This window comes from Phenylobacterium sp. (assembly GCF_030697305.1).
Classification (GTDB): Bacteria; Pseudomonadota; Alphaproteobacteria; order Caulobacterales; family Caulobacteraceae; genus Phenylobacterium.
Window position 1 is genome coordinate 1 of record NZ_JAUYQL010000043.1, and the last position, 21,378, is coordinate 21,378.

At 70.6% G+C, this 21,378-nt stretch carries 18 protein-coding genes; 10 read left to right on the forward strand and 8 right to left on the reverse strand.

All coding sequences use genetic code 11. The features are described from left to right. A partial coding sequence (locus tag Q8R27_RS05045; RefSeq protein ID WP_305697977.1) for a CHAT domain-containing protein occupies window positions 1-3,087 on the forward strand: 3,087 nt, incomplete at its 5' end. Between the two features lie 6 nt (window positions 3,088-3,093). On the opposite strand, the gene Q8R27_RS05050 is transcribed toward Q8R27_RS05045, so the two are convergent. Both Q8R27_RS05050 and Q8R27_RS05055 read right to left on the reverse strand, forming a co-directional pair. After that, a complete protein-coding gene (locus Q8R27_RS05050; protein WP_305697978.1) occupies window positions 3,094-4,374 on the reverse strand; it encodes a DUF445 domain-containing protein in 1,281 nt (426 codons plus the stop codon). After that, entirely contained in the window at window positions 4,371-5,066 is a 696-nt protein-coding gene (locus tag Q8R27_RS05055; RefSeq protein ID WP_305697979.1) for an arylesterase, read from the reverse strand. Before Q8R27_RS05055 ends, Q8R27_RS05050 begins: the two co-directional genes overlap by 4 nt. 67 nt (window positions 5,067-5,133) lie before the next feature. On the opposite strand from Q8R27_RS05055, the gene Q8R27_RS05060 reads away from it, so the two are divergent. Continuing rightward, on the forward strand, window positions 5,134-5,826 hold the full coding sequence (locus Q8R27_RS05060; RefSeq protein ID WP_305697980.1) for an ABC transporter ATP-binding protein: 693 nt from the start codon (window positions 5,134-5,136) through the stop codon (window positions 5,824-5,826). Next, window positions 5,823-8,330 carry an ABC transporter permease gene (locus Q8R27_RS05065; protein WP_305697981.1) on the forward strand — a complete coding sequence of 836 codons (2,508 nt, stop codon included), beginning with the start codon at window positions 5,823-5,825 and terminating at the stop codon, window positions 8,328-8,330. Before Q8R27_RS05060 ends, Q8R27_RS05065 begins: the two co-directional genes overlap by 4 nt. A 66-nt stretch (window positions 8,331-8,396) precedes the next feature. On the opposite strand, the gene Q8R27_RS05070 is transcribed toward Q8R27_RS05065, so the two are convergent. Further along, a complete protein-coding gene (locus Q8R27_RS05070; RefSeq protein WP_305697982.1) occupies window positions 8,397-9,500 on the reverse strand; it encodes an alpha/beta fold hydrolase in 1,104 nt (367 codons plus the stop codon). A 174-nt stretch (window positions 9,501-9,674) separates the two neighbouring features. On the opposite strand from Q8R27_RS05070, the gene Q8R27_RS05075 reads away from it, so the two are divergent. The 4 genes from Q8R27_RS05075 to Q8R27_RS05090 all read left to right on the forward strand — a co-directional run bounded on the left by Q8R27_RS05075 (window position 9,675) and on the right by Q8R27_RS05090 (window position 13,472). Then, window positions 9,675-10,280, forward strand: coding sequence for a DedA family protein (locus Q8R27_RS05075; RefSeq protein WP_305697983.1), 606 nt, complete (start codon window positions 9,675-9,677; stop codon window positions 10,278-10,280). A 31-nt stretch (window positions 10,281-10,311) separates the two neighbouring features. After that, window positions 10,312-11,256 (forward strand): DUF5996 family protein, encoded by a 945-nt coding sequence (locus tag Q8R27_RS05080; protein WP_305697984.1) that lies wholly within the window; start codon window positions 10,312-10,314, stop codon window positions 11,254-11,256. 163 nt (window positions 11,257-11,419) lie between these two features. Then, window positions 11,420-12,367, forward strand: a complete 948-nt coding sequence (locus Q8R27_RS05085) for a hypothetical protein (protein ID WP_305697985.1) — start codon at window positions 11,420-11,422, stop codon at window positions 12,365-12,367. After that, a complete protein-coding gene (locus Q8R27_RS05090) occupies window positions 12,357-13,472 on the forward strand; it encodes a GNAT family N-acetyltransferase (protein ID WP_305697986.1) in 1,116 nt (371 codons plus the stop codon). Before Q8R27_RS05085 ends, Q8R27_RS05090 begins: the two co-directional genes overlap by 11 nt. On the opposite strand, the gene Q8R27_RS05095 is transcribed toward Q8R27_RS05090, so the two are convergent. Then, window positions 13,469-14,419, reverse strand: a complete 951-nt coding sequence (locus Q8R27_RS05095; protein ID WP_305697987.1) for a glycosyltransferase family 2 protein — start codon at window positions 14,417-14,419, stop codon at window positions 13,469-13,471. The two genes, Q8R27_RS05090 and Q8R27_RS05095, sit on opposite strands and share 4 nt — an antisense overlap. A gap of 79 nt (window positions 14,420-14,498) precedes the next feature. On the opposite strand from Q8R27_RS05095, the gene Q8R27_RS05100 reads away from it, so the two are divergent. After that, complete coding sequence (locus Q8R27_RS05100; RefSeq protein WP_305697988.1) at window positions 14,499-14,732, forward strand: hypothetical protein; 234 nt, start codon at window positions 14,499-14,501, stop codon at window positions 14,730-14,732. Here Q8R27_RS05100 and Q8R27_RS05105 read toward each other — a convergent pair. Then, window positions 14,729-15,646: a hypothetical protein gene (locus Q8R27_RS05105; protein ID WP_305697989.1), complete on the reverse strand. Its 918-nt coding sequence runs from the start codon at window positions 15,644-15,646 to the stop codon at window positions 14,729-14,731. The genes Q8R27_RS05100 and Q8R27_RS05105 overlap by 4 nt on opposite strands. Before the next feature lie 248 nt (window positions 15,647-15,894). Between Q8R27_RS05105 and Q8R27_RS05110 the strand changes: the two genes are divergently transcribed. Next, on the forward strand, window positions 15,895-16,119 hold the full coding sequence (locus tag Q8R27_RS05110) for a dodecin family protein (protein ID WP_305697990.1): 225 nt from the start codon (window positions 15,895-15,897) through the stop codon (window positions 16,117-16,119). Between the two features lie 155 nt (window positions 16,120-16,274). Beyond that, window positions 16,275-17,441, forward strand: a complete 1,167-nt coding sequence (locus Q8R27_RS05115) for a patatin-like phospholipase family protein (protein WP_305697991.1) — start codon at window positions 16,275-16,277, stop codon at window positions 17,439-17,441. 6 nt (window positions 17,442-17,447) lie between these two features. Here Q8R27_RS05115 and Q8R27_RS05120 read toward each other — a convergent pair whose 3' ends face one another. The 3 genes from Q8R27_RS05120 to Q8R27_RS05130 are packed head-to-tail and all read right to left on the reverse strand — an operon-like array spanning window position 17,448 to window position 21,038. After that, window positions 17,448-18,026 carry a hypothetical protein gene (locus tag Q8R27_RS05120; RefSeq protein ID WP_305697992.1) on the reverse strand — a complete coding sequence of 193 codons (579 nt, stop codon included), beginning with the start codon at window positions 18,024-18,026 and terminating at the stop codon, window positions 17,448-17,450. Between the two features lie 38 nt (window positions 18,027-18,064). Next, window positions 18,065-19,291, reverse strand: coding sequence for a CoA transferase (locus tag Q8R27_RS05125; RefSeq protein WP_305697993.1), 1,227 nt, complete (start codon window positions 19,289-19,291; stop codon window positions 18,065-18,067). Between the two features lie 55 nt (window positions 19,292-19,346). Further along, entirely contained in the window at window positions 19,347-21,038 is a 1,692-nt protein-coding gene (locus Q8R27_RS05130) for an FAD-dependent oxidoreductase (RefSeq protein ID WP_305697994.1), read from the reverse strand. Between the last annotated feature and the right edge of the window lie 340 nt (window positions 21,039-21,378).

The window sequence follows — 21,378 nt, forward strand, 5'->3', positions numbered from 1 at the left end:
GCCCACCCTTCCTCCGCGCTCTACGCGCAATCCGGACGCGTGCCCGCGAGCCCCCAGGAAGTGCTCTATCTCGCCGCCCGGGCTCTGGCCGCGGCGGTCGAAGGCCAGGACGATCCGGTCGCCGCCCAGGCGCTGAACGCGCCCATAGCCTTTGCCGCGGACCTCGACACCCGCCGCCGGATCGAGGTCTATCGCGTCGCCGGCGCCGCCCTCGCCTCGCCCGCCGGACGCGCGCGGCAGGATGGGATGGTTGAGGCCGGACGGCTGATGGTCGAGGTCGCCAGGCAGGCGCCGCCTGCGCCCTTCGGCGCCTGGCGTCATCTCAACGCCATCGACGACCTGTTGATCGGAATGTCCCTGGCCCAGGTCGATCGCCTGGACCCTGAGGTGGCCTTCGCCCTGCTGCAACTGCAGGGACGACGCGGCGCGTCCATCGACGCCGACGCGCTCACCGTCCTGGGCCAGGCGAAGAACGAGCTGCAGAGGCGGTCGATCCACCAGGCGCTGCGCCTGCGCGCTCGGCGCGATCGGCTGGAGCGGGCGGAGTTGCAGCGCGTCGCGAGCCTGGTCGCGCCCGCCGCAGCCACCGGCGCGTGGCTGACCCGCGACATTCCCAAGCGCGCCCTCTTCCGTGACTTCAGCGACCGCATCGACCAGGCGGCCGCCGAGCTGTCCAAGCAGGGGGTCGCCACATCCGGGACCAACCTGGCGCCGCTGAAGCGCTTTCAGGCGACGCTCAGGCCGGATGAGGCGGCGCTGGCGCTGGCGCCGACGCTCGGCGGCGCGGCCTACATGTGCATCCGCCGCGACACGGTCATGCGCCGCACCATGGCGACCGACGCGCAGAAGATCGCCCTCGACGCCCGCCTCGTGCAGGCCGCGTTGACCGCGGACCACGCGCCGTCCGAGGCGTTGGACGTACAATTCCCAGTCGAGGCGTCACGCCGTCTGTACGACGCGCTGATCCGACCCCTCGACGGCTGCCTGCGCGCCGGCGACCGCATCCTGTGGCTGCCGCACGCCTCGCTGACCTCGCTGCCGCTTTCGGTGCTGCTGGAGCACGCGCCGCCGAAGATCGCCGGCGGCTACGACCTCGCCGCCGCGCCGTGGCTGATGCGCGTCTACGCGGTGACCTTCGCCGGTTCAGCCAGCGCGGTCATCGCGGCGCGCAGCCAGACGCTCCGTTCCGGCGCCGGGATGGAGTTCCTCGGCGTCGGCGACCCGCTGCTTACGGGCGTCACGGCCAGCGGCGAGAACCGCGCCGGCGTGGTCGCCCGCGGTGTGCGCAGCGGCGCAGGCCTTGCCGCGCTCGCGCCATTGCCGGAGACCCGCGACGAGCTCGAGCGCTCGGCGAAGGGCTTTCGCGACCCCAGGCTGCTGCTGGGCGACGCCGCGACCGAGGGCGGCGTGCGCGGGCAGCTGATTGGATCCTACCGATACCTATCGTTCGCCACCCACGGCCTGTTGCGCGACAAGCTGCCCGGCCTGCCCGAGCCCGCGCTGGCGCTGACGCCGGTCTCGGCCAGCGACGCGCAGGACGACGGCCTGCTGACCGCCTCGGAAATCGCCGACCTGAACCTGGCCGCGCGCTTCGTGGCGCTGTCAGCCTGCAACACCGCCAACTTCGACCTGTCGCTGATGGCCGCCGAGCTGCCGGCGCTGGCCACGGCCTTCGCCATCGCCGGCGTCCCGTCCACCCTGGCGACCCTGTGGCCGGTCGACTCCGAGACCAGCAAGCAGGTGGTCGCCGCAGTGTTCGCGCGCTTGCAGGCGACGCCCGGCGAGGACCCGGCCGTGGCGCTGGTCATGGCCCAACGCGCGTTCCTCGCCAATCCGCCGGGCAAGGCTTGGCTGCATCCGCGATTCTGGGCGCCGTTCATCGTGCTTGGCGATTCCGGCGCGGAACGTGCGGCCCCGGCCGGCCGCACCTCGGTCGAGGTGCTGTCCCGAGGCGGCGGGGAAGTGACGGCGCTGGCCCGCGCCGGCGACCGGCTGGCCGTGCGCTTCATGACCGCACCGACGGCGAAAGCGCGGGGCTCGGCGACCCGGGTGATCGAGGCTTCGGGAGCCGAGGTCTGGCGGCAGGACGTCGCCGACGTGCAGGCCGCGCGGTTCCTGACGCAGCTCGGATCGACTGTACTGGCGGGCGGCCAGACGCTTGGCGCCGAGGGACGCTACGTCCCCATCGTCGAGCGACTCGACGCGGGTTCGGGCCGGGTGAGGGAACGCTGGAGCGGAGACGCGCCGGCAGGGATGGACACGCACTTGGCGGTGGGAACCCGGCTGAGCCAGGATCGCGCCCTGTTCGCCGTGGTGGACCTGAACCTCCGTGGCGACCCGGCGGCGACGGGCCCGAAACTGCGGGTGTTCGCCATCGCGGGCGAAGGCGCCCCACGCCCCCTGTTCGCTGTCGCACCGCAGGCGGCGAGCCTCGATCAAGCCACCTTGACGCCGGTGAAGGCCGGTTTGCTGGTCACCTACACGGAGCGCTTCCCGCGCGGCGAACCACCACCATCCGCAGGCGAGGACGACTTCGATTCACCAATCTGCCTGACCCCGCCGATCACCTGGGTGGAGTTGCGGGACCTGGCCGACGGCGCCTTGCTGGCCTCGAAGGTCATGCCCGGCTGGGTGGTGGCCGCCGTTACGCCGCGGGCGAGCGGCGCGCTGCTGGGCGGATCGTTCACGGCGTCCTGCACGACCGAGGCCCAGGCCGCCATCGCGACGCTCGACGCGGCCATGACCGTCGGGACAATATTCCAGGACATCTCGATGGGGTCGTCGGAAGTCCGCGCCATGGGAACGATGCCGGGCGGAGCGGTCGTGGTCGCGGCCAACAAGCACAGCGTCGTCGACTTCCAACGCCGCGACGTCAGCAACGGTTGGGACCTGATGAAGGATGCGCAGATGAGCGTCAGCGGCATGGTCTTCACCCTGTCGCCACAGGGTCATGCGTCCGCGCCGGTCATGCTGGATGCGGGATCGCACGTGTTCGTCGAGGCGACGGATACGGCGCGGCCGGGCGAGGCGACCATCGGGGGCGTGCTGGCGGGCGAGGCGGCGATCTTCCGCCTGACGCTGCCCTGATCGGCGTCAGTCGAGACCGAAGGCGCGCGCTGTCGCGTAGATCGCCAGGCCGACAAGGCCGCCGACCAGGGTGCCGTTGACACGGATGTACTGCAGGTCCTTGCCGACCTGCAGTTCCAGCTTGTCGACGATGCTGCGGGCGTCCCAGCTCGCCACCACCTGGGCCACGAACATGCCGATCTCGCGGCGACGGGGCGCGATGCCACGACGCACCAGCAGCCGCGCCCACTCGTTCAGCCGCGCCTGGGCCGCCAGGTCGCCGGCCAGCCAGGCGCCCAGCGCCAGAAGGCCGCGCTCCAGCCGTTCGGCGACGCCGTGCGCATCGGCGGCGAGCTCTTCGGCGAGCTTCCCCTCCAGCCCTGTCCACAGCTCGTCGGCCTGGGCGCGCAGCCCTGGATCGGCGAGCATCCGCATCTTGAACGCCTCGGCGCGGGACTGCAGTTCCGGGTCGGAGGCCAGACGCGCGATGTAGCGCTCGATGATGTCGCGCAGCTCCAGGCGCCAGGGGTGCTCGGGGTCGCGCATCTCCTGCAGCATCTGCAGCAGGCCGTCAGTGACCTTGTCGGCGATCATCCGGTCCACCCACTTGGGCAGCCACCGATACGAGTGCTCGGATACCTTGGCGCGGATCGTCTCCTGATGTTCGGCCAGGTAACCGCCTAGGCGCTCGATGCCGAGGTCCAGCATCACCTGGGCGCGACCATCGTTCCATATCGCCGCCAGCGCCCGCGACGCCAGCGGTCCGGCAGGCGTCGTGCGGGCCGCAGCAAACGCGGCGGAGCTCGCGACCTCTCGCAAAGCCCCCGGCGGCAAGGCCGCGATCACCTGCGGCAGGATTGCCGCCAGCCGGCGGGCCAGGCGTCGGGCGTTGGCGGGTCGAGCCAGCCAGTCGCCGCCCCAGCGGGCGACCTCGAGCTGGCGCAGCTTCTCCTCCAGCACCCGCTCGGTGAGGAAGTTGTCGGCGATGAACCCGCCCAGCGCCTCGCCGATGCGGGCCTTGTTGCGCGGGATGATGCCGGTGTGCGGGATCGGCAGGCCGAAGGGGCGGCGGAACAGGGCGGTGACCGCGAACCAGTCGGCGCAGGCGCCGACCATGCCGGCTTCGGCGAAGGCGCGCACATAGCCCAGCGCCGGGGCCAGGTGCGGCCAGCGCGCGCGCGCCAGGCTGGCGGCGACGAACACCACGGCCATCAAGCCCAGCAGGCCCGTGGCGACGGCGCGCATGCGGGCGAAGTCCCGCGCCCGCTTGGCGTCCGCTTCGGAAACCACGTCGGGCCCGAGGGTCAAGGTCGGGCCTTGCGCAGGGCCTCGGCGACCACGGGAGCGAGCCGCTCGGCGATCAACCGCACGCCCTGCGGGTTTGGATGGATGCCGTCGTCCTGGTTGAAGCGATGGTCCAGCGCCACGCCGTCCAGCAGGAAGGGATACAGGGCGACCTTGCGGGTCTTCGCCACCTGCACGAACACCTTATCGAAGTCGGCCGCATAGCCACCGTACTGCGGGGGCGCCCGCATGCCGGCCAGCACCACCCCGACGCCGCGGGCCTGCAGCTTGCCGACGATGGCGTCGAGATTGGCGCGCACCTGCGACGGCGCGACGCCCTGCAGCATGTCGTTGCCGCCCAGCGCGACGACGCAGACCGCGCTGTCATCCTGGACGCTGAAGTCGACCCGCGCCAAGCCGCCCGCCGTGGTGTCGCCCGAGACGCCGGCTCCACGCACCTGAACGTTGACGCCTTCGCCGGCCAGCGCCGCCTCGAGCTGAGCCGGCAGGGCGTCGGCCGCGGCCAGGCCATAGCCCGCGGTGATAGAATCTCCCAACACGGTCACCACCGGCGCGGCGGACGCGACAGGCGGGGACGGCGCGGCCGCCGCGGCCACTGGATCGCTCTTTCCCGATGGTCCGCAGGCGGCGAGCAAGGCCGCCGCGGCTCCGATCAGGACGGCGCGGCGGGCGAAATGAGGTTCGGATGCGTTCATGGGGTCGGCGACCTATATAGGGCGCACCCCCGCCGTCTCAATCATACGCCGCGACCGGAGCCGTCGAATGGCCGTCGACCCCCTGGTTCTCCAGGACGTGACCCTGACCCTGCCGTCCAGCGCCGGACCGGTGGCGATCCTTCGCGGCGTCGACCTCAACGTGGTCGCGGGCGAGGCCTTGGCGGTGGTCGGGCCGTCGGGCTCGGGCAAGTCCTCGCTGATCTCGGTCGCCGCGGGATTGGAGACGCCTAGCGGCGGGCGCGTCCTACTGTTCGACACGGATCTGGCGCGACTGGACGAGGACGGCCGCGCCCGGCTTCGGCGCGGCCGCGCTGCGCTGGTGTTTCAGAGCTTCCACCTGCTGCCCAACATGACCGCCGAGGAGAATGTCGCGGCTCCGCTGGAGCTGGCCCGACGGCGCGGCGCGAGCGGCGAGGCGCGGCTCTGGATGGAGCGCCTGGGACTGGGCGCTCGCCTCGGCCACTACCCGCACCAGCTTTCCGGCGGGGAGCAGCAGCGCGTGGCGCTGGCCCGGGCGCTGGCTGTCCGTCCTGTCCTGCTGTTCGCCGACGAACCCACCGGCAACCTGGACAGCGAGAACGGCGCCATGGTCGCCGACCTGCTGTTCGACCTGGTGCGCGAGGCGGGCGCCGCGCTGGTGCTGGTGACCCACGACGAGCGGCTGGCGGCGCGCGCCGACCGCACCGTGCGCATGCAGGCCGGCCGTATCGACACGTCGATCGCGCGGGCCGCCGAGTGAGCCTTGCCCTGCGTTTCGCCTGGCGCGAGCTGCGGTCCGGCGTCGCGGGCTTCCGCATCTTCCTCGCGTGCCTGGCCCTCGGCGTGGCGGCGATCGCCGCCGCTGGGTCCACCGCTGAGGCGTTCCGTCAGGGCCTCGCCAGCCAGTCGCGGGAGATCCTCGGCGGCGACGTGGTGTTCAGCGTCCAGCAACGCCGGTTCAGCCCGCGCGAACGCGCCGCCTTCGACCGCCTGGGCCCGACCGCCTACGCCGTGCGCGCCAACGCCATGGCCGAGACCGCCTCGGGCGCACGCCGGCTGATCGACCTGCGCGGCGTCGGCGCGGGTTATCCCTTGCTCGGGCGCGTGGAGCTGCAGGGCGCGCCTGACCTGGCCTCGGCGCTGCGCGTGCAGGACGGCGCGTTCGGGGCGGCCGCGGAGCCGGCGCTGCTGGAGCGCATGGGGCTGAAGATCGGCGACCGGTTCAGCGTCGGCCCGGCGACCTTCGTGATCCGCGCCGTGCTGGTCTCCGAACCGGACAGGCTGGGACGAGGCTTCGCACTCGGTCCCCGCGTCCTCACCCGCGCGGACGCCGTCGAAAAGGCCGGCCAGTTGGCGCCCGGCGGCCTGTTCGGCGAGGCGGTGCGCGTCGCCCTGCCGGCCAGCGCCGATCCCAAGGCTGTCATCGCCGCGGTCCGCAAAGCCCTGCCCAAGGCGACCTTCGAGGCCCGCGACCGTTCGCAGGCGGCGGCCGGCGCCGGGAGGCTGATCGACCGGCTGGAGTACTTCCTGGGCTTCATCGGCCTGGCTTCGCTGGCGGCCGGCGGCCTTGGCGTGGCGGGCGCGGTGTCCGCCTACCTCGAAGGACGCAAACCCGCGATTGCGACGCTCAAGGCGCTGGGCGGCGAGGGCGCGCTGATCCGCAATATCTACCTGATCCAGATCGGCGTGCTGGCCACGCTAGGCATCGCCATCGGGCTGGCGATCGGCGCTGCGGCCCCCTTCGCCATCGGCGGGTTGGCTGGAGACTTGCCCGTGCCGGCCCTGTTCGCGGTCTATCCAGAACCCCTTGCCAAGGCGGCGGTGTTCGGGGTGCTGGCCGCCGCCGCGTTCTCGCTGGCGCCGCTGGCCCGTGCGCGACTGACGCCGCCATCGGCGCTGTTCCGCCGTGAACTGAGCGGCCGACTGAAGCTCGGCCCCGAGACCATCGGCGCGGCGCTCGCAGCACTGGGTCTCGCTGGCCTGGCGGTGATCACCGCGCCGACACGTATGGCCGCTGCTGGACTTATCGGCGGGGCGGCGGCGGCTTTCGCCCTGCTCTGGGCGCTGGGGCTCGGCGCGGCGTGGAGCGCCGGGCGACTGCGCCGGGCTGCGCGGGGGCCCATGCGCCTGGGGCTCGCCAACCTCGCCGGACCAGGCTCGGCGGCGCGCACCGCCTCGCCCGCCATTGGCCTGGGCGTCGCCCTGCTGGCCGCCGTGGTGCTGATCCAATCGAGCCTGCTGACCGAAGTCACCGAGATCGCCCCGCGCACCGCGCCCGCCCTGGTGTTCACCGAGATCCCCGGCGCCCAGGCCGCCGCCTTCGACGCGACGATCGCCGCCAACCTGGATCGCCCCGGCCCCGACCGCTATCTGCGCGCGCCGATGATCACGGGACGCATCGTGCGGCTCAACGGCGCCCCGGTGGACCTGAAGCGCATCGCCCAGGGCGAGCGCTGGGCCTTTGACAACGACCTGACCATGTCGACCTTGGACGGCGCGCCCGAGCAAGGCGGCGTGAGCCATGGCCGCTGGTGGCCGCAGGGCTATGCCGGGCCTCCGCTCGTGGCCCTGGAGCAGGACGCCGCCAAGGGTGCGGGCCTGAAGGTCGGCGACCAGATCACCGTCGCGGTGCTGGGCCGCGAGATCGACGCACGGATCGCCGTGCTGCGCCGCATCGAGTGGGGCGGCTTCGGCTCCAACTTCGCGGTGACCCTGAACACGCGCGCGATCGCCGGCGCCAATCCGCGCAACATCGCCATCGCCAAGGCGACGCCTGCCCAGGAGGCGGCGATCACCGGCGCGCTAGGCCGCGACTTTCCTCAGGTCAATGTGATCAGCGTGCGCGAACAGCTGCAGTCGGCGGCCGAACTGTTCGGCCGCGTCGCCCTGGCGATCCGCGCGGCGGCGGGGGTGGCGATCCTGGCCGGCCTGCTGGTGCTGGCCGGGGCGATCGCCGCGGGCGCACGGGCCCGCGCCCGGGAGGCCGCCACCTTGAAGATCCTCGGCGGTTCCCGCGCCCAGGTGCTCAGCGCCTATCTTGTCGAGTATGGCCTGGTGGGCGCAGTGGCCGGTGCGGCCGGTGTGGCGCTGGGCGCGGCGGCCGCCTGGCCCGTGGTCACCCAGGTGTTCAAGGCGAGCTGGAGCGTCGACTGGACAGGCGTCGTCGCGCTTCTGGCCGGTTCGGCCGGCGTCACGGCGATCGGCGGGCTGCTGGCGGCGGTCCACGCGCTGGCTCAGCGACCAGCTCCCGTGCTCCGTAGCTGAGCCTGCACGAAAAAGCCCGACGCCGATGAGGCGCCGGGCTCTGTCTCGTCTATCGCGACGCCGTGCCTAGGCGGGCACGGACTCCAGCACCTTCAGGCCCTGCTCGAGGGTCTTCAGGTCGGTGTAGGCGCCGGGGTTGGGCTTCGGGAAGCCGCCCTTGGGCTCCTGGACATAGCGCGGGTCGATCGGACGGCGCAGCGACACGCCGGCCTCGACCGCGAGCGGCCAGCTCACCTTGCCGGTCTTGAAGAACTCCACCGCGACCTTGTTGAAGGTCTCGGGGCGGTCGGTCTGGCCCTGGTGTCCCGTCTGTTCCGGATAGAAGAACTGGATGTTGGGCACCGCGTCCTCCTGGGCGAAGCCGTTCTCCACCGGCAGCAGCACGTCCTGCATGCCGTAGAGATAGATCATCGGGATCGTCAGCTTGTCGAGGCGGCCCTTGGTCGAGAAGATCTGGGCCATGTTCGGATCGACTTCGCCGAAGGGATTCCAGGTCCGGCCGGCGGCCTTGAGCGCCGCGCGCTGATTGTTGCCCGCGAGCGTGCGCATCTGCACCAGCTCAGGCCACACCGCGCCCTTGGCGTAGATGATGCCGTCCATCAGGTGCTGCATGCCTTCCGGCGTGCCGTCCCAGGGCTTCATCACATAGCCCGGGTTGGGCGTGAACTTGCCCTGCGCCGGCGGGATGCGCGGCACGTCGCAGATGTCGCCCAGGAAACCGGCGATGAACATCACGCTCAGCACCTTCTCGGGGTGCGTGACCACATAGTCGCAGCTGATCATGCAGCCGGCCGAATTGCCGCTGAGGTGGAACTTGTCGAGGCACAGGGCGTCGACGAACATGTTGAGGAAGTCCACCTGAGCCTTTTGATCGTGCGGCAGGTAGCGCTCGCTGCTGGTGTCCGACAGGCCGTAGCCCGGGCGGTCGGGGCAGTAGACGCGGAAGCCCGCGGCGGCCAGCACCGGGGCCATGAAGCGCCAGCCGGCGGTGCCGGAAGAGCCCTCGATGCCGCCATGCAGCAGCACGACCGCGGGACCGCTGTCGCCGGCGGTGATGTAGTGCGCCCTGCGACCGTCCGCGAGGCGGACCCAGCGGCTCGCCAAGCCCGGGATATTGATGATGTTTTCGTCGGTCAGCCCGCGCGCGGGCGCAGCAGATTGTTCCGCCATGTGAAGTCCTCCTGAAGGGTCGGTCCCGGTACAAGTCCGGGATCTTTGTGGATGTGGCGGCAATCTAGCGCCTCAGCCGCCTTTGGCTACGCCTGATTGAAGGCAAGCGAAGAAAGCGGTTTGTGGAGACGTCGCGATGAGCGTGAGAAGGGCTCGCGCGTTGCCGCATATGCTATGCGACCCCACGAAGTGCAGCCCCCGAGGCCGATGGAACACCTGATCTCACAGTACGGAGCGCTCGGCGTCTTCCTGGGCGCGGCGGTGGAGGGCCAATCGGCGGTGGTGGCCGGCGGATTGCTGGCCCGGCAGCATCTGATGTCGCTGTGGATCGCCCTGGCCTGCGCCACCTCAGGATCCGGCCTCGCCGACCAGATGCTGTTCATCGCCGGCCGGCGTTTCCGCGACACGGCGTGGGTGGCGCGCACCACCGCGCGGCCCGCTTTCGCCAAGGCGCTGGGGTTCATCGAGCGCTATCCCAACACCTATGTGCTGGCGTTCCGGTTCGTCTACGGCCTGCGGCTGGTGAGTCCGCTGGCGATCGGCGTCTCGCGGATGCCGGCGTGGCGGTTCGCTGGCCTCAATCTGCTGGCCGCCGCCCTGTGGGCTGCCGTTTTCACCGGCCTGGGCTACGCGTTCGGCGAGGCCGTCGAGGCGATGCTGGGCAGCCAGGCCGCGCGGCGCGGCGCGATGATCGCCGCTGTGGCGCTGGTGCTGCTGGTGTTGGTGGGCGCCCTCGTGCGGATGGCCATGCGTCGGGCGGGGCCTCGCCAGGCGGGTTGAAATCGCGCCGAACGGCGCATCAGGAGACCGCATGACCGAACGGACCGCGCACGACGCCTGGCCGCCCCTGCCCTACGCCGAATGGCGGGAGACCTGCACCACGCTTCACCTGTGGAGCCAGATCGTAGGCAAGGTCAGGCTCGCCCGCTCGCCGTGGCTGAACCATTCGTGGCAGACGCCGCTCTACGTCACCGCCCGCGGCCTCTCGACGGGGCTGGTCCCGCACGGCGCCCGCGCGCTCGACCTGGAGTTCGATTTCGTCGACGCCGTGCTGCGGATCCGCACCGAGTCCTCGCAGTCGGACGTGGCTCTGCGGCCTCGGTCGGTGGCGGCCTTCTACACGCAGGTGATGGAGGCGCTCGACGCGCTCGGAACGCCGGTCGCCATCCACGGCGCGCCCAACGAGCTCCCTGAAGCGACGCCGTTCGCCCAGGACCATGCGGCCCGCGCCTTCGACGCCGATCAGGCGCGTCGTTTCCACCGCGTGTTGCTGCAGGCCGACCGCGTGCTGAAGCACTTCCGCACCGGCTTCCTCGGCAAGGCCAGCCCCGTGCACTTCTTCTGGGGTAGCTTCGACCTCGCGGCGACGCGGTTCTCCGGACGCAAGGCTCCGCCGCACCCTGGCGGCGTGCCGAACCTGCCGGACGCCGTGGCGCGCGAGGCCTATTCGCACGAGGTCAGCAGCGCCGGGTTCTGGCCCGGCGGGCCAGGCCAGGACGCCGCCTTCTATGCCTACGCCTACCCGGAGCCGAGCGGCTTTCGCACCGCCAAGACGTCGCCGAGCGCGACGCGATACGACACGGGCCTGAGCGAGTTCATCCTGCCCTACGAAGCGGTGCGCACCGCCGCCGACCCAGACGCCGCGCTGATGGCGTTCCTGGAAAGCACCTACGCCGCCGCGGCCGACGCCGGGCAATGGGACCGCGCTGCGCTGGAATGTGGCCTGGGCGAACCCGGGCGGCCTCGACCCGCCTGAATCCCGAGCAACCGCCGATTTCCCAGGCCGGGGATTTCGCCTGTTGGGCGACCTACGCTTGCCTAGGCGGCCTGCTTGGGCGCCACATGTCGGCGGCGCGATATTTGCTCCGATGGAGGCGACGGAGCGCCGTCGAAGCAGTTTGAGACGCGGGGGCGTAGCCATGGACGATGCCGCAATAGGAACCAGGCCCGTCGCGGAAGTTGGCCATGACCAACGCGGTCAATGGGTCGTGGTGCTCAGCGCCGCCGAGATCGCCGCCACCCTCGACGCCGACGGCCGCTTGGACGGTCTGCCGTTCATGCCGGAGATGGCGCGGTTCTGCGGCATGCGCCTGCGCATCCATCGCCACGCCGAAAAGACCTGCGTCGAGGGCCTGGGCCTGCGGCGGATGGGCGGGACGGTACTGCTGGAGGGCGCGCGCTGCGACGGCGCGGCGCACGACGGATGTGCACGCCGCTGCATGATGTTCTGGAAGGAAGCCTGGCTCAGGCCAGTCCAAGCGGACGCGCCGACGCCGGTCGCCGGGCTCGAACAGCCCTGGCCTGGCGCGTTGAAGACCCGCGACGGCGAACTCTATGTCTGCCAGTCCACCGCGCTGGGCGAAGCCACCGCCTCGATGTCCAAGTGGAGCCTGGGCCATTTGGCCACCGACCTGCGCCGGGGCGAGATCACGCCGCCGCGGTTGGCCAACGTGGTGTCACGCACGCTGCTGAACCTGGCGCGCCGCAAGCTGGGCATGGACGAGATCGACGCGCTCAAGGGTCCCGGCACCGAACGGCGCCGCGGCCGACTGAACCTGCAAGCCGGCGAATGGGTGCGGATCAAACCCGTTGAGCAGATCCAGGCGACCCTCGACGCCAACGGCAAAAACCTTGGCCTGGCCTTCGAACCCGAGATGAAGCGCTACGCCGGCGGGGTGTTCCAGGTCGAGTTCCTGGTCGACCGGATCATCCAGGAAGAGACCGGCGTGATGTCGCCGCTGACCCACACCGTCGCGCTGCGCGACCTCGTCTGCCAGGGCATCTGCGTCAAGAACTGCCCGCGCAGCAATCCGCTCTATTGGCGCGAGAGCTGGCTCGAGCGGGTCGAGGCTCCACATGCGGCTTGAGCGCGCGACCGGGGCGGTGACGCGCATCGATATCGTCGCGCCGCAGGAGCTTTCGTCCGCCGACCTCGCGGCGTGGCGCGACCTGCAGAGCGCCTATCCGGAACTCGCGAGCCCGTTCCTGTCGGCCCAATGGGTGCTGACCATGGCCTCGATCGACGGGCCGGACCGGCGCGGCGCCCGCATCGCGGTTCTGCGGCGCGGCGATGAGGCGGTCGGGTTCCTGCCGGTGCGCGTCACACGCTCCACCGCCATGCCGGTGGGCAGCCCGTTCTGCGACTACCAGGGCCTGGTGGCGGCGCCGGACCTGGCGGTGGACGCCCGCCGCATCGTCGCCGCGCTCGGCGTCTCACGGCTGGATCTGCACAATGCGCTCGGCGCGCAGACCGCCTTCGCCCGCCATCATCGCGTGCGGGAGGACTCCTGGGTTATCGATGTGGCGGCGGGCTATCCGGCGTTCGCCGCCGAGCGCCGCGCGGCGGGCACCGACATCCTGCAGGACTGCGCCAAGAAGCGCCGCAAGCTGCAGCGCGAGCATGGCGAGGTGGTGTTTGCAGCCCGCTCCGTCGATCGGGGCGCCTTCGAACAGCTGTTCGACTGGAAACGGGCGCAGCTGGTGGCCACGCACCAGACCGACCTGTTCCAGACCCCATGGGCCCAGGAGCTGATGGAGGCCACCTTCGCCGCCGATGGCGCAGACTTCGGCGGGGCGTTGTTCACCCTGCACGCCGGCGGCCGGCTGGTGGCGGCGCAGTACGCGCTGCATGGGCGGGACGTGCTGCATTCGTGGATGATCAGCCACCACCCGGACTTCGGTCGCTATTCGCCCGGCTTGGTGCTGCTCGACGAGATGCTGCGATGGGCGCCGGAGGCCGGCTACCGCGAGATCGACCTGGGTCCGGGCGCTTACCGGTTCAAGGAGAGCTTCTCCAATGTCCGCCGCTCGATCGCCGAGGGTTATGTCGGCCTGCCGTCCGCCGCCACCCTGTTCCGCGCGGCCGAATATCTGGTCTGCCGGATGGCCGAGGCGCTGCCGCTCGGGCCGATGTCGACCATGCCGACCAGGGCGATGCGCCGGCTCGATCGCATGCGCGGCCTCGTCGGCTAGGCGCGCGCCCGCAACCGACTCAACCGCGCCGCTAGCGGTTCAGCGAATTTCGACATCAACGCCGGTCGGCCCGCCAGCACCGCCAGCGCCGCCCCGACCTCGCGGCGCTTCAGATGCGCGGCGAACCGTTCCCAGGCGAGCAGCGTAGCCAAGGACGCGCGGCGCGCAGTCAGCGCGCGCACCACAGGGGCCGAGAGTTGAGCATGGTCAGCGCGGAACCGGTCGTCGGCGGCCAGCAGCGCGGTCAGCGCCTGCTGCGGCGCGCGATGCGAGATCGAGCCCGCGTGCCGGCGATACCGGTACATCGCCGCCGGGTCGAGGCGCAGCCGTTCGCCTCCGGCCAGCAACCGCGCCAGGAAGTCGTAGTCCTCGCCGATCGGCAGTCGCGGGTCATAACGCAAGCCGATCGCCTCGATCAGCGCACGATTGATCAGCGGCTTGAGGTAACCCAGCGGCGGCAGCTTCACGCCGCCTGCCTCGCAGGCGATGAAGTCGCGCAGGTCGATCCATGCCGGTGCGGGTAAGGCCTCGGCCGTCAGGTAAAGGCTGCGCTTCGGAGGGTCCTCCCAGAACAGTTCCTGGTTGTCGGCGACGATCCGCGCTGCGTCCGCGCCGGCGCGGGCCAACAGGCGCTCCAGCCGATCGGGGCTGATCAGATCGTCGGCGTCCATCACCGCGACCCAGTCGCCGCGCGCCGCATCCAGTGCGCGGTTGCGCGCCGCGCCCGGTCCGCCGCGGGTCGGGTGCCGGAACACTTGGATGCGAGAATCCAACAGCGCGGCATGGTCGGCGAGCGTGGCGCTGTCGTCGCTGGAGGCGTCGTCGACGATCAGCAGCTCCCAGGCCGTGTGGGTCTGCGCCAGCACCGAGTCGATCGCCGCCTGCAGGAAGCGCGCGCCATTGTACGAGGCCATCAGGATCGAGACCGTGGGCGCGTCTGCAGTCATGGTCGTCCCTCCGATCCGCAAGGCCCGGCTGTACTATGCAAGACTGGTGCAGGGAATCGATTGCGCGAGGGCGCGCTCTGTGTCGGACACCCATATCGCCATCGCCGTCGCCAGCATGTCGGATATAGCCGCGCTGCTCCCTCGCCGGCTGGCGCTGCTTTCTGGCGCTAGGCGGCCCGGTGAAGCTGATCGACCCGCCTTCTACACCTCGCCGCCCGCGGAGGTCAGCCTGCCTAACCTGAAGGACCGCCTGTCCGAGCCGCTGATGGCCTGGATGCGCGGGGTGATCCCTGAGGTCGTGGCCAGCCGCTAGGTTTGGTTCGGCGGGGCCGGCTGGACGGCCGGCAGGCACGCGGCCTCGATGGCCGCGATCTCATGCGGCAGGACATGACGCACTAGGCGCCTCTGGTAGATGTAGCCATCCAGGTTCAGGTGGGCGTCCTTGGTCAGGAACACTTCGGCCTCGTCGAAATGACGGATCGCCGAGTGTGCGGAGCCAAGCTCTCCTCTTGCTCCCCACGACGCGTTGGCCGGTTCAAAGAAGCCGGCGCCAAGCTGGAGTTCGCGCTCAAGGTGGGCGAACGCTCCTTGGCGATCGGCGATCCACTCGTAGTGGAAGGGCGCGTAGCGAATGCCGTTGGCGCGCGCGGTCCGTTCGACACGGGCGTTCTGGCGCGAGGCGGTGATGAAGTTCCGCAGGAGCTTGCCGCGTTCGACCACGCCGCCCCAGTTTTTCAGCCAGGAGTCGTAGGACTGCACCGGATCGCGCTCCAATCCGATCACCGAGATGCGATCGGCGGGGTAGCCAGAACGCAGCATCGCCTCCAGCGGATCGAAGGTGCTTTCGATCTCCACATAGGGGCCGAACGTCTCCTTGAAGAACACGATGTCGGAGGCCGCATCGAACTGCAGCGGTTGCTCGAACGGCTTGGCCTGGATGACGTGGCGCATGATCGTCTTGACCGGCTGGTAGAACGACGCCGCCCCCGCCAGGCCGAAGACGTTGGCCAGCGCCGTCGAGCCGACGCGACAGCGGCCGCTGGCGATGATCACCCTAGGCGCACGAGTCCCATGGACGTGGATATCCTTGCGCAGGATCTCCGCAACCCGATCGGTCAGTTCCCCCCTGGTCAACGTCTCGGTCACGTAGACGCCGTCGCGCTCGATCGGTTCGTCATCGGAAAGGCCCGAGGCAGCCACCGCTCGAACGCCACTTTCTTTATTCATATCAACGCATTCTTTTTATGACTCGAACGCTAGGCGCTCCATCCCGCAGTGGAAATGTGCAGGCTCACCCTCAACTGCAAGGGTTACGCCGAGCCTTCCATCAAACCCACGCGCCGCGATCGCCCCGCCGTGCAGCGACGTCATATCGGCGCGTACGCGTACGCACAACCGACACGGCCGCAACGCTTGCACGCGACGAAAATGCGGCGGCTACTGCCGCTCGGGGGCTTTCAGGATCGGGAGCAGCCATGAGCGTCTATCGTGTGACGGAAATCATCGGGACCAGCGAAACAAGCTGGGAAGACGCCGCTAAGGAGGCGCTGGCCACCGCCTCGCGCACCTTGCGCGACCTGAGGATCGCCGAGGTCGTCGAGCAGGACCTCGCCATCGGCGCCGACGGCCAGATCACCGCCTTCAGGATCAAGCTGCGCCTCAGCTTCAAGTACGAGATTCCCTGGGCCGCGCCTGCCTAAGGCACGGTAGGCGCCCGGTTTCGGCGATTTTTTGAGCGCGTTTAGGGCGCCTTGGTGACGGTTGGGTCATTACAACCGCGGCGCTGCAGTGCAGCAATTGCTATGTGCGAGCTTCTCTGCGCATTCGCCGTCGCCCGCCGGAACGGAGTTCATGCATGCCTGCCGACGCCCTTCGCACACCGGCCACCGTGCTTGTCCTGCAAGGCGGGGGCGCGCTGGGCGCCTACCAAGCCGGCGCCTATTCGGTGCTGGCGCGCAAGATCGCCGACTTCGACTGGCTGGCCGGTATCTCGATCGGCTCGATCAACGCGGCGATCATCGCCGGCGCGCCGGCCGCGGACCGGGTGAAGCACCTGGAGGATTTCTGGTCGACGGTGTCCAGCGGGGCCGCGTCCCTCGCGCCGGTGCATCTCGGGACGGAAGAACCTCAACTGGCCCGCGCCGCGGCGGCGATGATGTTCGGCGCGCCGGGGTTCTTCACCCCACGCCTGCCCTGGCCCTGGCCGAACGGCGTGGGCGCGCAGGACGCGCTCAGCCTCTACGACACCGGGCCGCTGGTCGACACGTTGAACCGGCTGGTGGACTTCGACCGCCTGAACCAGGGACGGACACGCCTCAGCGTCGGCGCCGTCAATATCCGCACCGGCAATTTCGCCTATTTCGACACCGCGACCACGCGGATCGGTCCAGAGCACATCCTGGCCAGCGGCGCGCTGCCGCCGGGCCTGCCGCCGATCGACATCGAGGGCGAGGACTACTGGGACGGCGGCCTGGTCTCCAACACCCCGCTCAACTACGTGATCGAGACCGAGGAGGCGCGCGACCTGCTGGTCTTCCAACTCGACCTGTTCAGCGCCACCGGCGAGATGCCCCGCGACCTGCTGCAGGCCGACGCGCGCGCCAAAGCCATCCGCTTCTCCAGCCGCACCCGGTTGAACACCGACGTTGCCAAGCGCGAACAGGAGGTCAAGCTGGCGTTGGCCCGGCTGCTGGCGCGGTTACCGGACGGATTCTGCGACGAGCCCGACCTGCGATTGCTGTCCGCCCACGCGTCGTTGCGCGCCCTGAATATCGTGCACCTGATCTACCGGCAGGCGGGGCATGAGGCGTTCGGCGGCGACTACGAGTTCTCCCGCGCCTCGGTGAACCAGCATTGGCAGGCCGGCGCGCATGATGCGGCCCGCGCTCTGGGCCATCCCCAATGGGAGGAGCTCCAGGCGGGCGTGATCAACATCTTCGACCCGACCAACCTCGATCCGGCGCGCCGCGAGAAGCTGGCGACGCCGCACGTGACACCCGCGTCCCGGCGCGCGGCCGAATAGCCCGACCTACTCGGTCGGCGCCTTGACGATCCGCCACCGGCGCTGCGCCTCACTGGACCCCGGCACGTCGTTGACCCGGCGCAGGGTCGCCGTGCCGCTCAGATGCAGCGGCGCACCATCGAGACGGCGGCCGTAGATCACCACCGGCACGTCGACGAACAGCGACCCGGCCGCGCCCTCGATCTCGCCCGGTGCGCCGACCTGGGCCGCATAGCTGTAGTAGGGCGCGAAGCCCGCGGCGAACGCCGACTCTCCGGCGGCTTCAGGCTCGCGCAGCGCCCAGGCCTCCGCGTACCTCTTCTCGGCCAGCAGCGCGTAGTAGGTCTGCACCACCTGGGCCGCGCCCTGGGCGCTCTGCGGCGTGAACGGCGCCTCGGAGATCGGTGTCCGGTCGTCGGGAAGACCACCGGGGGTTCCCGGCGCGGGCGGCTCCACCGGCGGCATCGACGCGGCCGGCGGCGGCGCGATGGCGGCGGGGGTCGCCGGCGCGGGCGCCGCCGCAGCGGGCGGGGGCGAGGCTGCGGGACGCTCGCAACCCGTCAGAGCGAGCAGCAGTGTGGCGATCAGTACGGGAAGCTTGCGCATCGGCGCATGCGATGGTGCGCCTGTGGCGGCATTGCGGCCTAAGGCGTGCGCGCAGGACCAGCCACCACGCCCGCATCGTGCAGTCGGGCGATCTCCACCGCGGGCAGTCCCAGCACCTGGGACAGCACCTCGTCAGTGTGCTCGCCGAGCCTGGGCGCCGCCCGCGGCGGCGCGCGCACCGCGTCAGGAATGATCGCCGGCGCGCCCGGCGCCGGATAGCTCAGGCCGCTGGGATGGGCGATCGTGGAGAACATCGGGTTGGCGCCGAACAGGCGCGCGTCCTGGGTGACCGCCTGATGCACGCTCTGGTACGGCCCCCAGCATACGCCGTTGGCGTCGAAGCCTGCCGCCAGGTCCGCGTAGTCGCGGCCGCCGATCGCCGCCTCGAACACCGGGAACAGCGCCTCACGGTGTGTGAAGCGCGCCTCCTCGTCTTTCAACGACACGCCCAGGCTTTGCTGGAGCGCCGCAACCGCGTCGCCGATCCCCAGCACCTTGAGCAGGCCGCTCCACTGCCGTGCGGTGAGCGCCACCACCATCACCCGGCGTCCGTCACGCGTAGCGAAGTCGCGGCCGAAGGCGCCGTAAAGGTCGTTGCCCATCCGCGCCCGATCCGCGCCGGCCGACAGCACCTCGCCCACCTGACCGAGATTGGCGAGGGTCGCGGCGGCCATGTCCGACAGCGACACCCGCACCTCGCGCCCCTGGCCGTCAGCGGATCGCGCGCGTTCAGCGGCGGTGATGGCGAAGGCGGCGTAGGCCCCGGTCAGCAGATCCCAGGCCGGCAGGACGTGGTTGACCGGAACGTCGGAGCCGAGCGGGCCGGTCATCAGCGGATAGCCAACCGCGCTGTTCACTGTGTAGTCGACCGCCGTGCCGCCGTCCGGCCAGCCCATCACACGCACGCAGATCAGGTCGCCGCGCGCCGCCTTCAGCCGGTCGTAAGCGAGGAATCCGTCGGCTGGATAGTTGGTGACCAACAGGCCCGCATTCTTTCCCGGCGCCGCGGCGATGGCGACCGCCAGTTCCCGACCGGCGGGGCTGGAGAGATCGATGGCCACCGACTTCTTGCCCTTGTTCAGCCCCTCCCAATAGAAGCTGTCGCCGCCCGGCGAGAGCGGCCAGCGCTTGAAGTCCAGGCCGCCGCCGACGTTGTCCAGTCGGATCACCTCGGCCCCCATCTGGGACAGGTACAGGCAGCTGGACGGCGCCGCGACGAACGATGAAGCCTCGACGATCCTCAAGCCCTTGAGCAGGTCGTACATGGGGGGTGGCCTTTCGCGGGTTCGCCGAGCGCCCGTCCTTGTGGCCCCGCGCCCCTCAGGCCGGCAAGGCCCCGATCTCCGCTTCCGGCCGCGCCGCCTGGGCCAGGTAGGCGTGGATGGAGGCCACGACCTGGGCGCCGTCGCCGACCGCCGCGGCGACGCGCTTGACCGAGCCTGCGCGCACGTCGCCGATGGCGAACACGCCGCGCAGGCTGGTCTCCAGCGGCAGGCGGCCGTCGCCCAGCTCAACGCCGGTCCGCACGAAGCCGCGGGCGTCCATCTCCAGGCCGGAGCCACGCAGCCAGTCGGTGTTGGGATCGGCGCCGATAAACAGGAACAATTGGCGCATCGCCCCGCGCTCCTCGTCCCCACCGTCGCGCGGCCGCCATCGGATCGCCTCCAGCATGCCGTCGGCGCCGTCCAGACCGGCCACCTCGACGCCGGTGCGCACAGTGACATTCTCCAGACCCTCGATGCGCTCGACCAGGTAGCGCGACATGGTGTCGGCCAGCGCGCGGCCGCGCACCAGCATGGTGACGCTCGCTGCACGGCCGGCGAGGAACACCGCGGCCTGGCCGGCGGAGTTGCCCGCGCCGACCAGCGCCACGTCCTGGCCCTCCGACAGCTTGCCCTCCAGCGGCGAGGCCCAGTAGTGCACTGAGGCGCCCTCGAAATCGTCCAGCTCTGCGACCTGCAAGCGCCGGTAGCGCGCACCCGAGGCCAGCACCACGGCGCGGGTGCGGATCCGCTCAGCCTCGCCCAGACGCAGGGTCAGGACCGTCTCGCCATCGCCGGGCGGCTCCAGAGCCAGGACCTCGTCGGGAATGGCCATCTCGACCCCGAACTTCTGCGCCTGGGTGTAGGCGCGCGCCATCAGCGCCATGCCGGAGATGCCGGTGGGAAAGCCGAGGTAGTTCTCGATCCGCGCCGAAGCCCCGGCCTGACCGCCGAACGCACGGCAGTCGAGCACCAGCACCGACAGGCCTTCCGACGCCGCATAAACCGCTGTCGCCAGTCCGGCGGGGCCCGCGCCGACCACCGCCACGTCGAACACGCGGTCCGGGTCGATCGCCCCAACCAGGCCGATGCATCGGGCCAGCGCGCTTTCGGTCGGATTGCGCAACAGCTCCCCGCCTGGGCACAGCACCAGCGGCAGTTCGCCTGGCCCGACCTGAAAGCGGTCGACCAGCGCGCGCGCATCGGCGTCGTGATCGGGGTCCAGGCGCTGATGCGGATGACCGTTACGCGCCAGGAAGCCCTCCAGGCGCAGCACGTCGGCGTCGTCGGCGTGACCGACGATCAGCGGCCCGCCGGCGCCGGTCTCCAGCAGGCCGACGCGGCGCAGGATCAGCGCGCGCATGATCCGTTCGCCCAGCTCAGCCTCGGCCGTCAGCAGGGCGCGCAGCCGCTCCGGCGCGATCGCCAGCACGTCGACGGCGTCGAGCGTGTAGGCGTCGACCAGCGACGGACGACCGGAGAGTTGCGCAAGTTCACCCGAGAATTGCCCGGGGCCGTGGGTGACGATGTGCAGGCGGCGGCCGGACTCGTCGTGCTGCGTCACTTCGATGTGGCCAGCCAGGACGAGCTTCAACCCATGGTCGGGATCGCCGACGCGGGCAACCGCCTCTCCCGTCGCATAGGACCGGGCCTGGCCAAAGCGGCGGACGCGATCGATCTCCGCGGCGCTGAGCGTCGGGAACATCTGGTGCGATCGCGTGGAGGCGATCGATGTGGTGGGTTCGTCCATAGGCCAGTCCCCGGGCGCCGGCGCCGCACCGGCCGCTCGGTTTGGCATTCCCGCGCGCCGCGATCCAGCCGCACCGGCGCGGATCGCCCGCCTGCCGGCTTCGGCGCCCGGAAATGAAAAGAAACCCGATCGGCCGTGGGCCCACTGGGTCAAGTTTGCTGCAAAGTTCATGGATGAGCCCGCAGCAATTTCGCAGAGCGACGCCACAACGGACACCCCCGCAGTGGGCCGAAAAACGACACCCTCGTGTGAATAACCACATCCGGCCTTCGCGCCGCCGGGCACAGGCGCGAATGTGACGGTCGTGATAAAAATTGGAACGTTGCAGGACCGCTACTAG

What these genes read in the sequence shown, in the direction of transcription:
- Q8R27_RS05055 (WP_305697979.1), bottom strand. Translation starts at nt 5,066, where the DNA reads ATGAACGCATCCGAACCTCATTTCGCCCGCCGCGCCGTCCTGATCGGA.
- Q8R27_RS05060 (WP_305697980.1), top strand. Translation starts at nt 5,134, where the DNA reads ATGGCCGTCGACCCCCTGGTTCTCCAGGACGTGACCCTGACCCTGCCG.
- Q8R27_RS05070 (WP_305697982.1), bottom strand. Translation starts at nt 9,500, where the DNA reads ATGGCGGAACAATCTGCTGCGCCCGCGCGCGGGCTGACCGACGAAAAC.
- Q8R27_RS05075 (WP_305697983.1), top strand. Translation starts at nt 9,675, where the DNA reads ATGCGACCCCACGAAGTGCAGCCCCCGAGGCCGATGGAACACCTGATC.
- Q8R27_RS05080 (WP_305697984.1), top strand. Translation starts at nt 10,312, where the DNA reads ATGACCGAACGGACCGCGCACGACGCCTGGCCGCCCCTGCCCTACGCC.
- Q8R27_RS05085 (WP_305697985.1), top strand. Translation starts at nt 11,420, where the DNA reads ATGGACGATGCCGCAATAGGAACCAGGCCCGTCGCGGAAGTTGGCCAT.
- Q8R27_RS05090 (WP_305697986.1), top strand. Translation starts at nt 12,357, where the DNA reads ATGCGGCTTGAGCGCGCGACCGGGGCGGTGACGCGCATCGATATCGTC.
- Q8R27_RS05095 (WP_305697987.1), bottom strand. Translation starts at nt 14,419, where the DNA reads ATGACTGCAGACGCGCCCACGGTCTCGATCCTGATGGCCTCGTACAAT.
- Q8R27_RS05105 (WP_305697989.1), bottom strand. Translation starts at nt 15,646, where the DNA reads ATGAATAAAGAAAGTGGCGTTCGAGCGGTGGCTGCCTCGGGCCTTTCC.
- Q8R27_RS05110 (WP_305697990.1), top strand. Translation starts at nt 15,895, where the DNA reads ATGAGCGTCTATCGTGTGACGGAAATCATCGGGACCAGCGAAACAAGC.
- Q8R27_RS05115 (WP_305697991.1), top strand. Translation starts at nt 16,275, where the DNA reads ATGCCTGCCGACGCCCTTCGCACACCGGCCACCGTGCTTGTCCTGCAA.
- Q8R27_RS05120 (WP_305697992.1), bottom strand. Translation starts at nt 18,026, where the DNA reads ATGCGCAAGCTTCCCGTACTGATCGCCACACTGCTGCTCGCTCTGACG.
- Q8R27_RS05125 (WP_305697993.1), bottom strand. Translation starts at nt 19,291, where the DNA reads ATGTACGACCTGCTCAAGGGCTTGAGGATCGTCGAGGCTTCATCGTTC.
- Q8R27_RS05130 (WP_305697994.1), bottom strand. Translation starts at nt 21,038, where the DNA reads ATGGACGAACCCACCACATCGATCGCCTCCACGCGATCGCACCAGATG.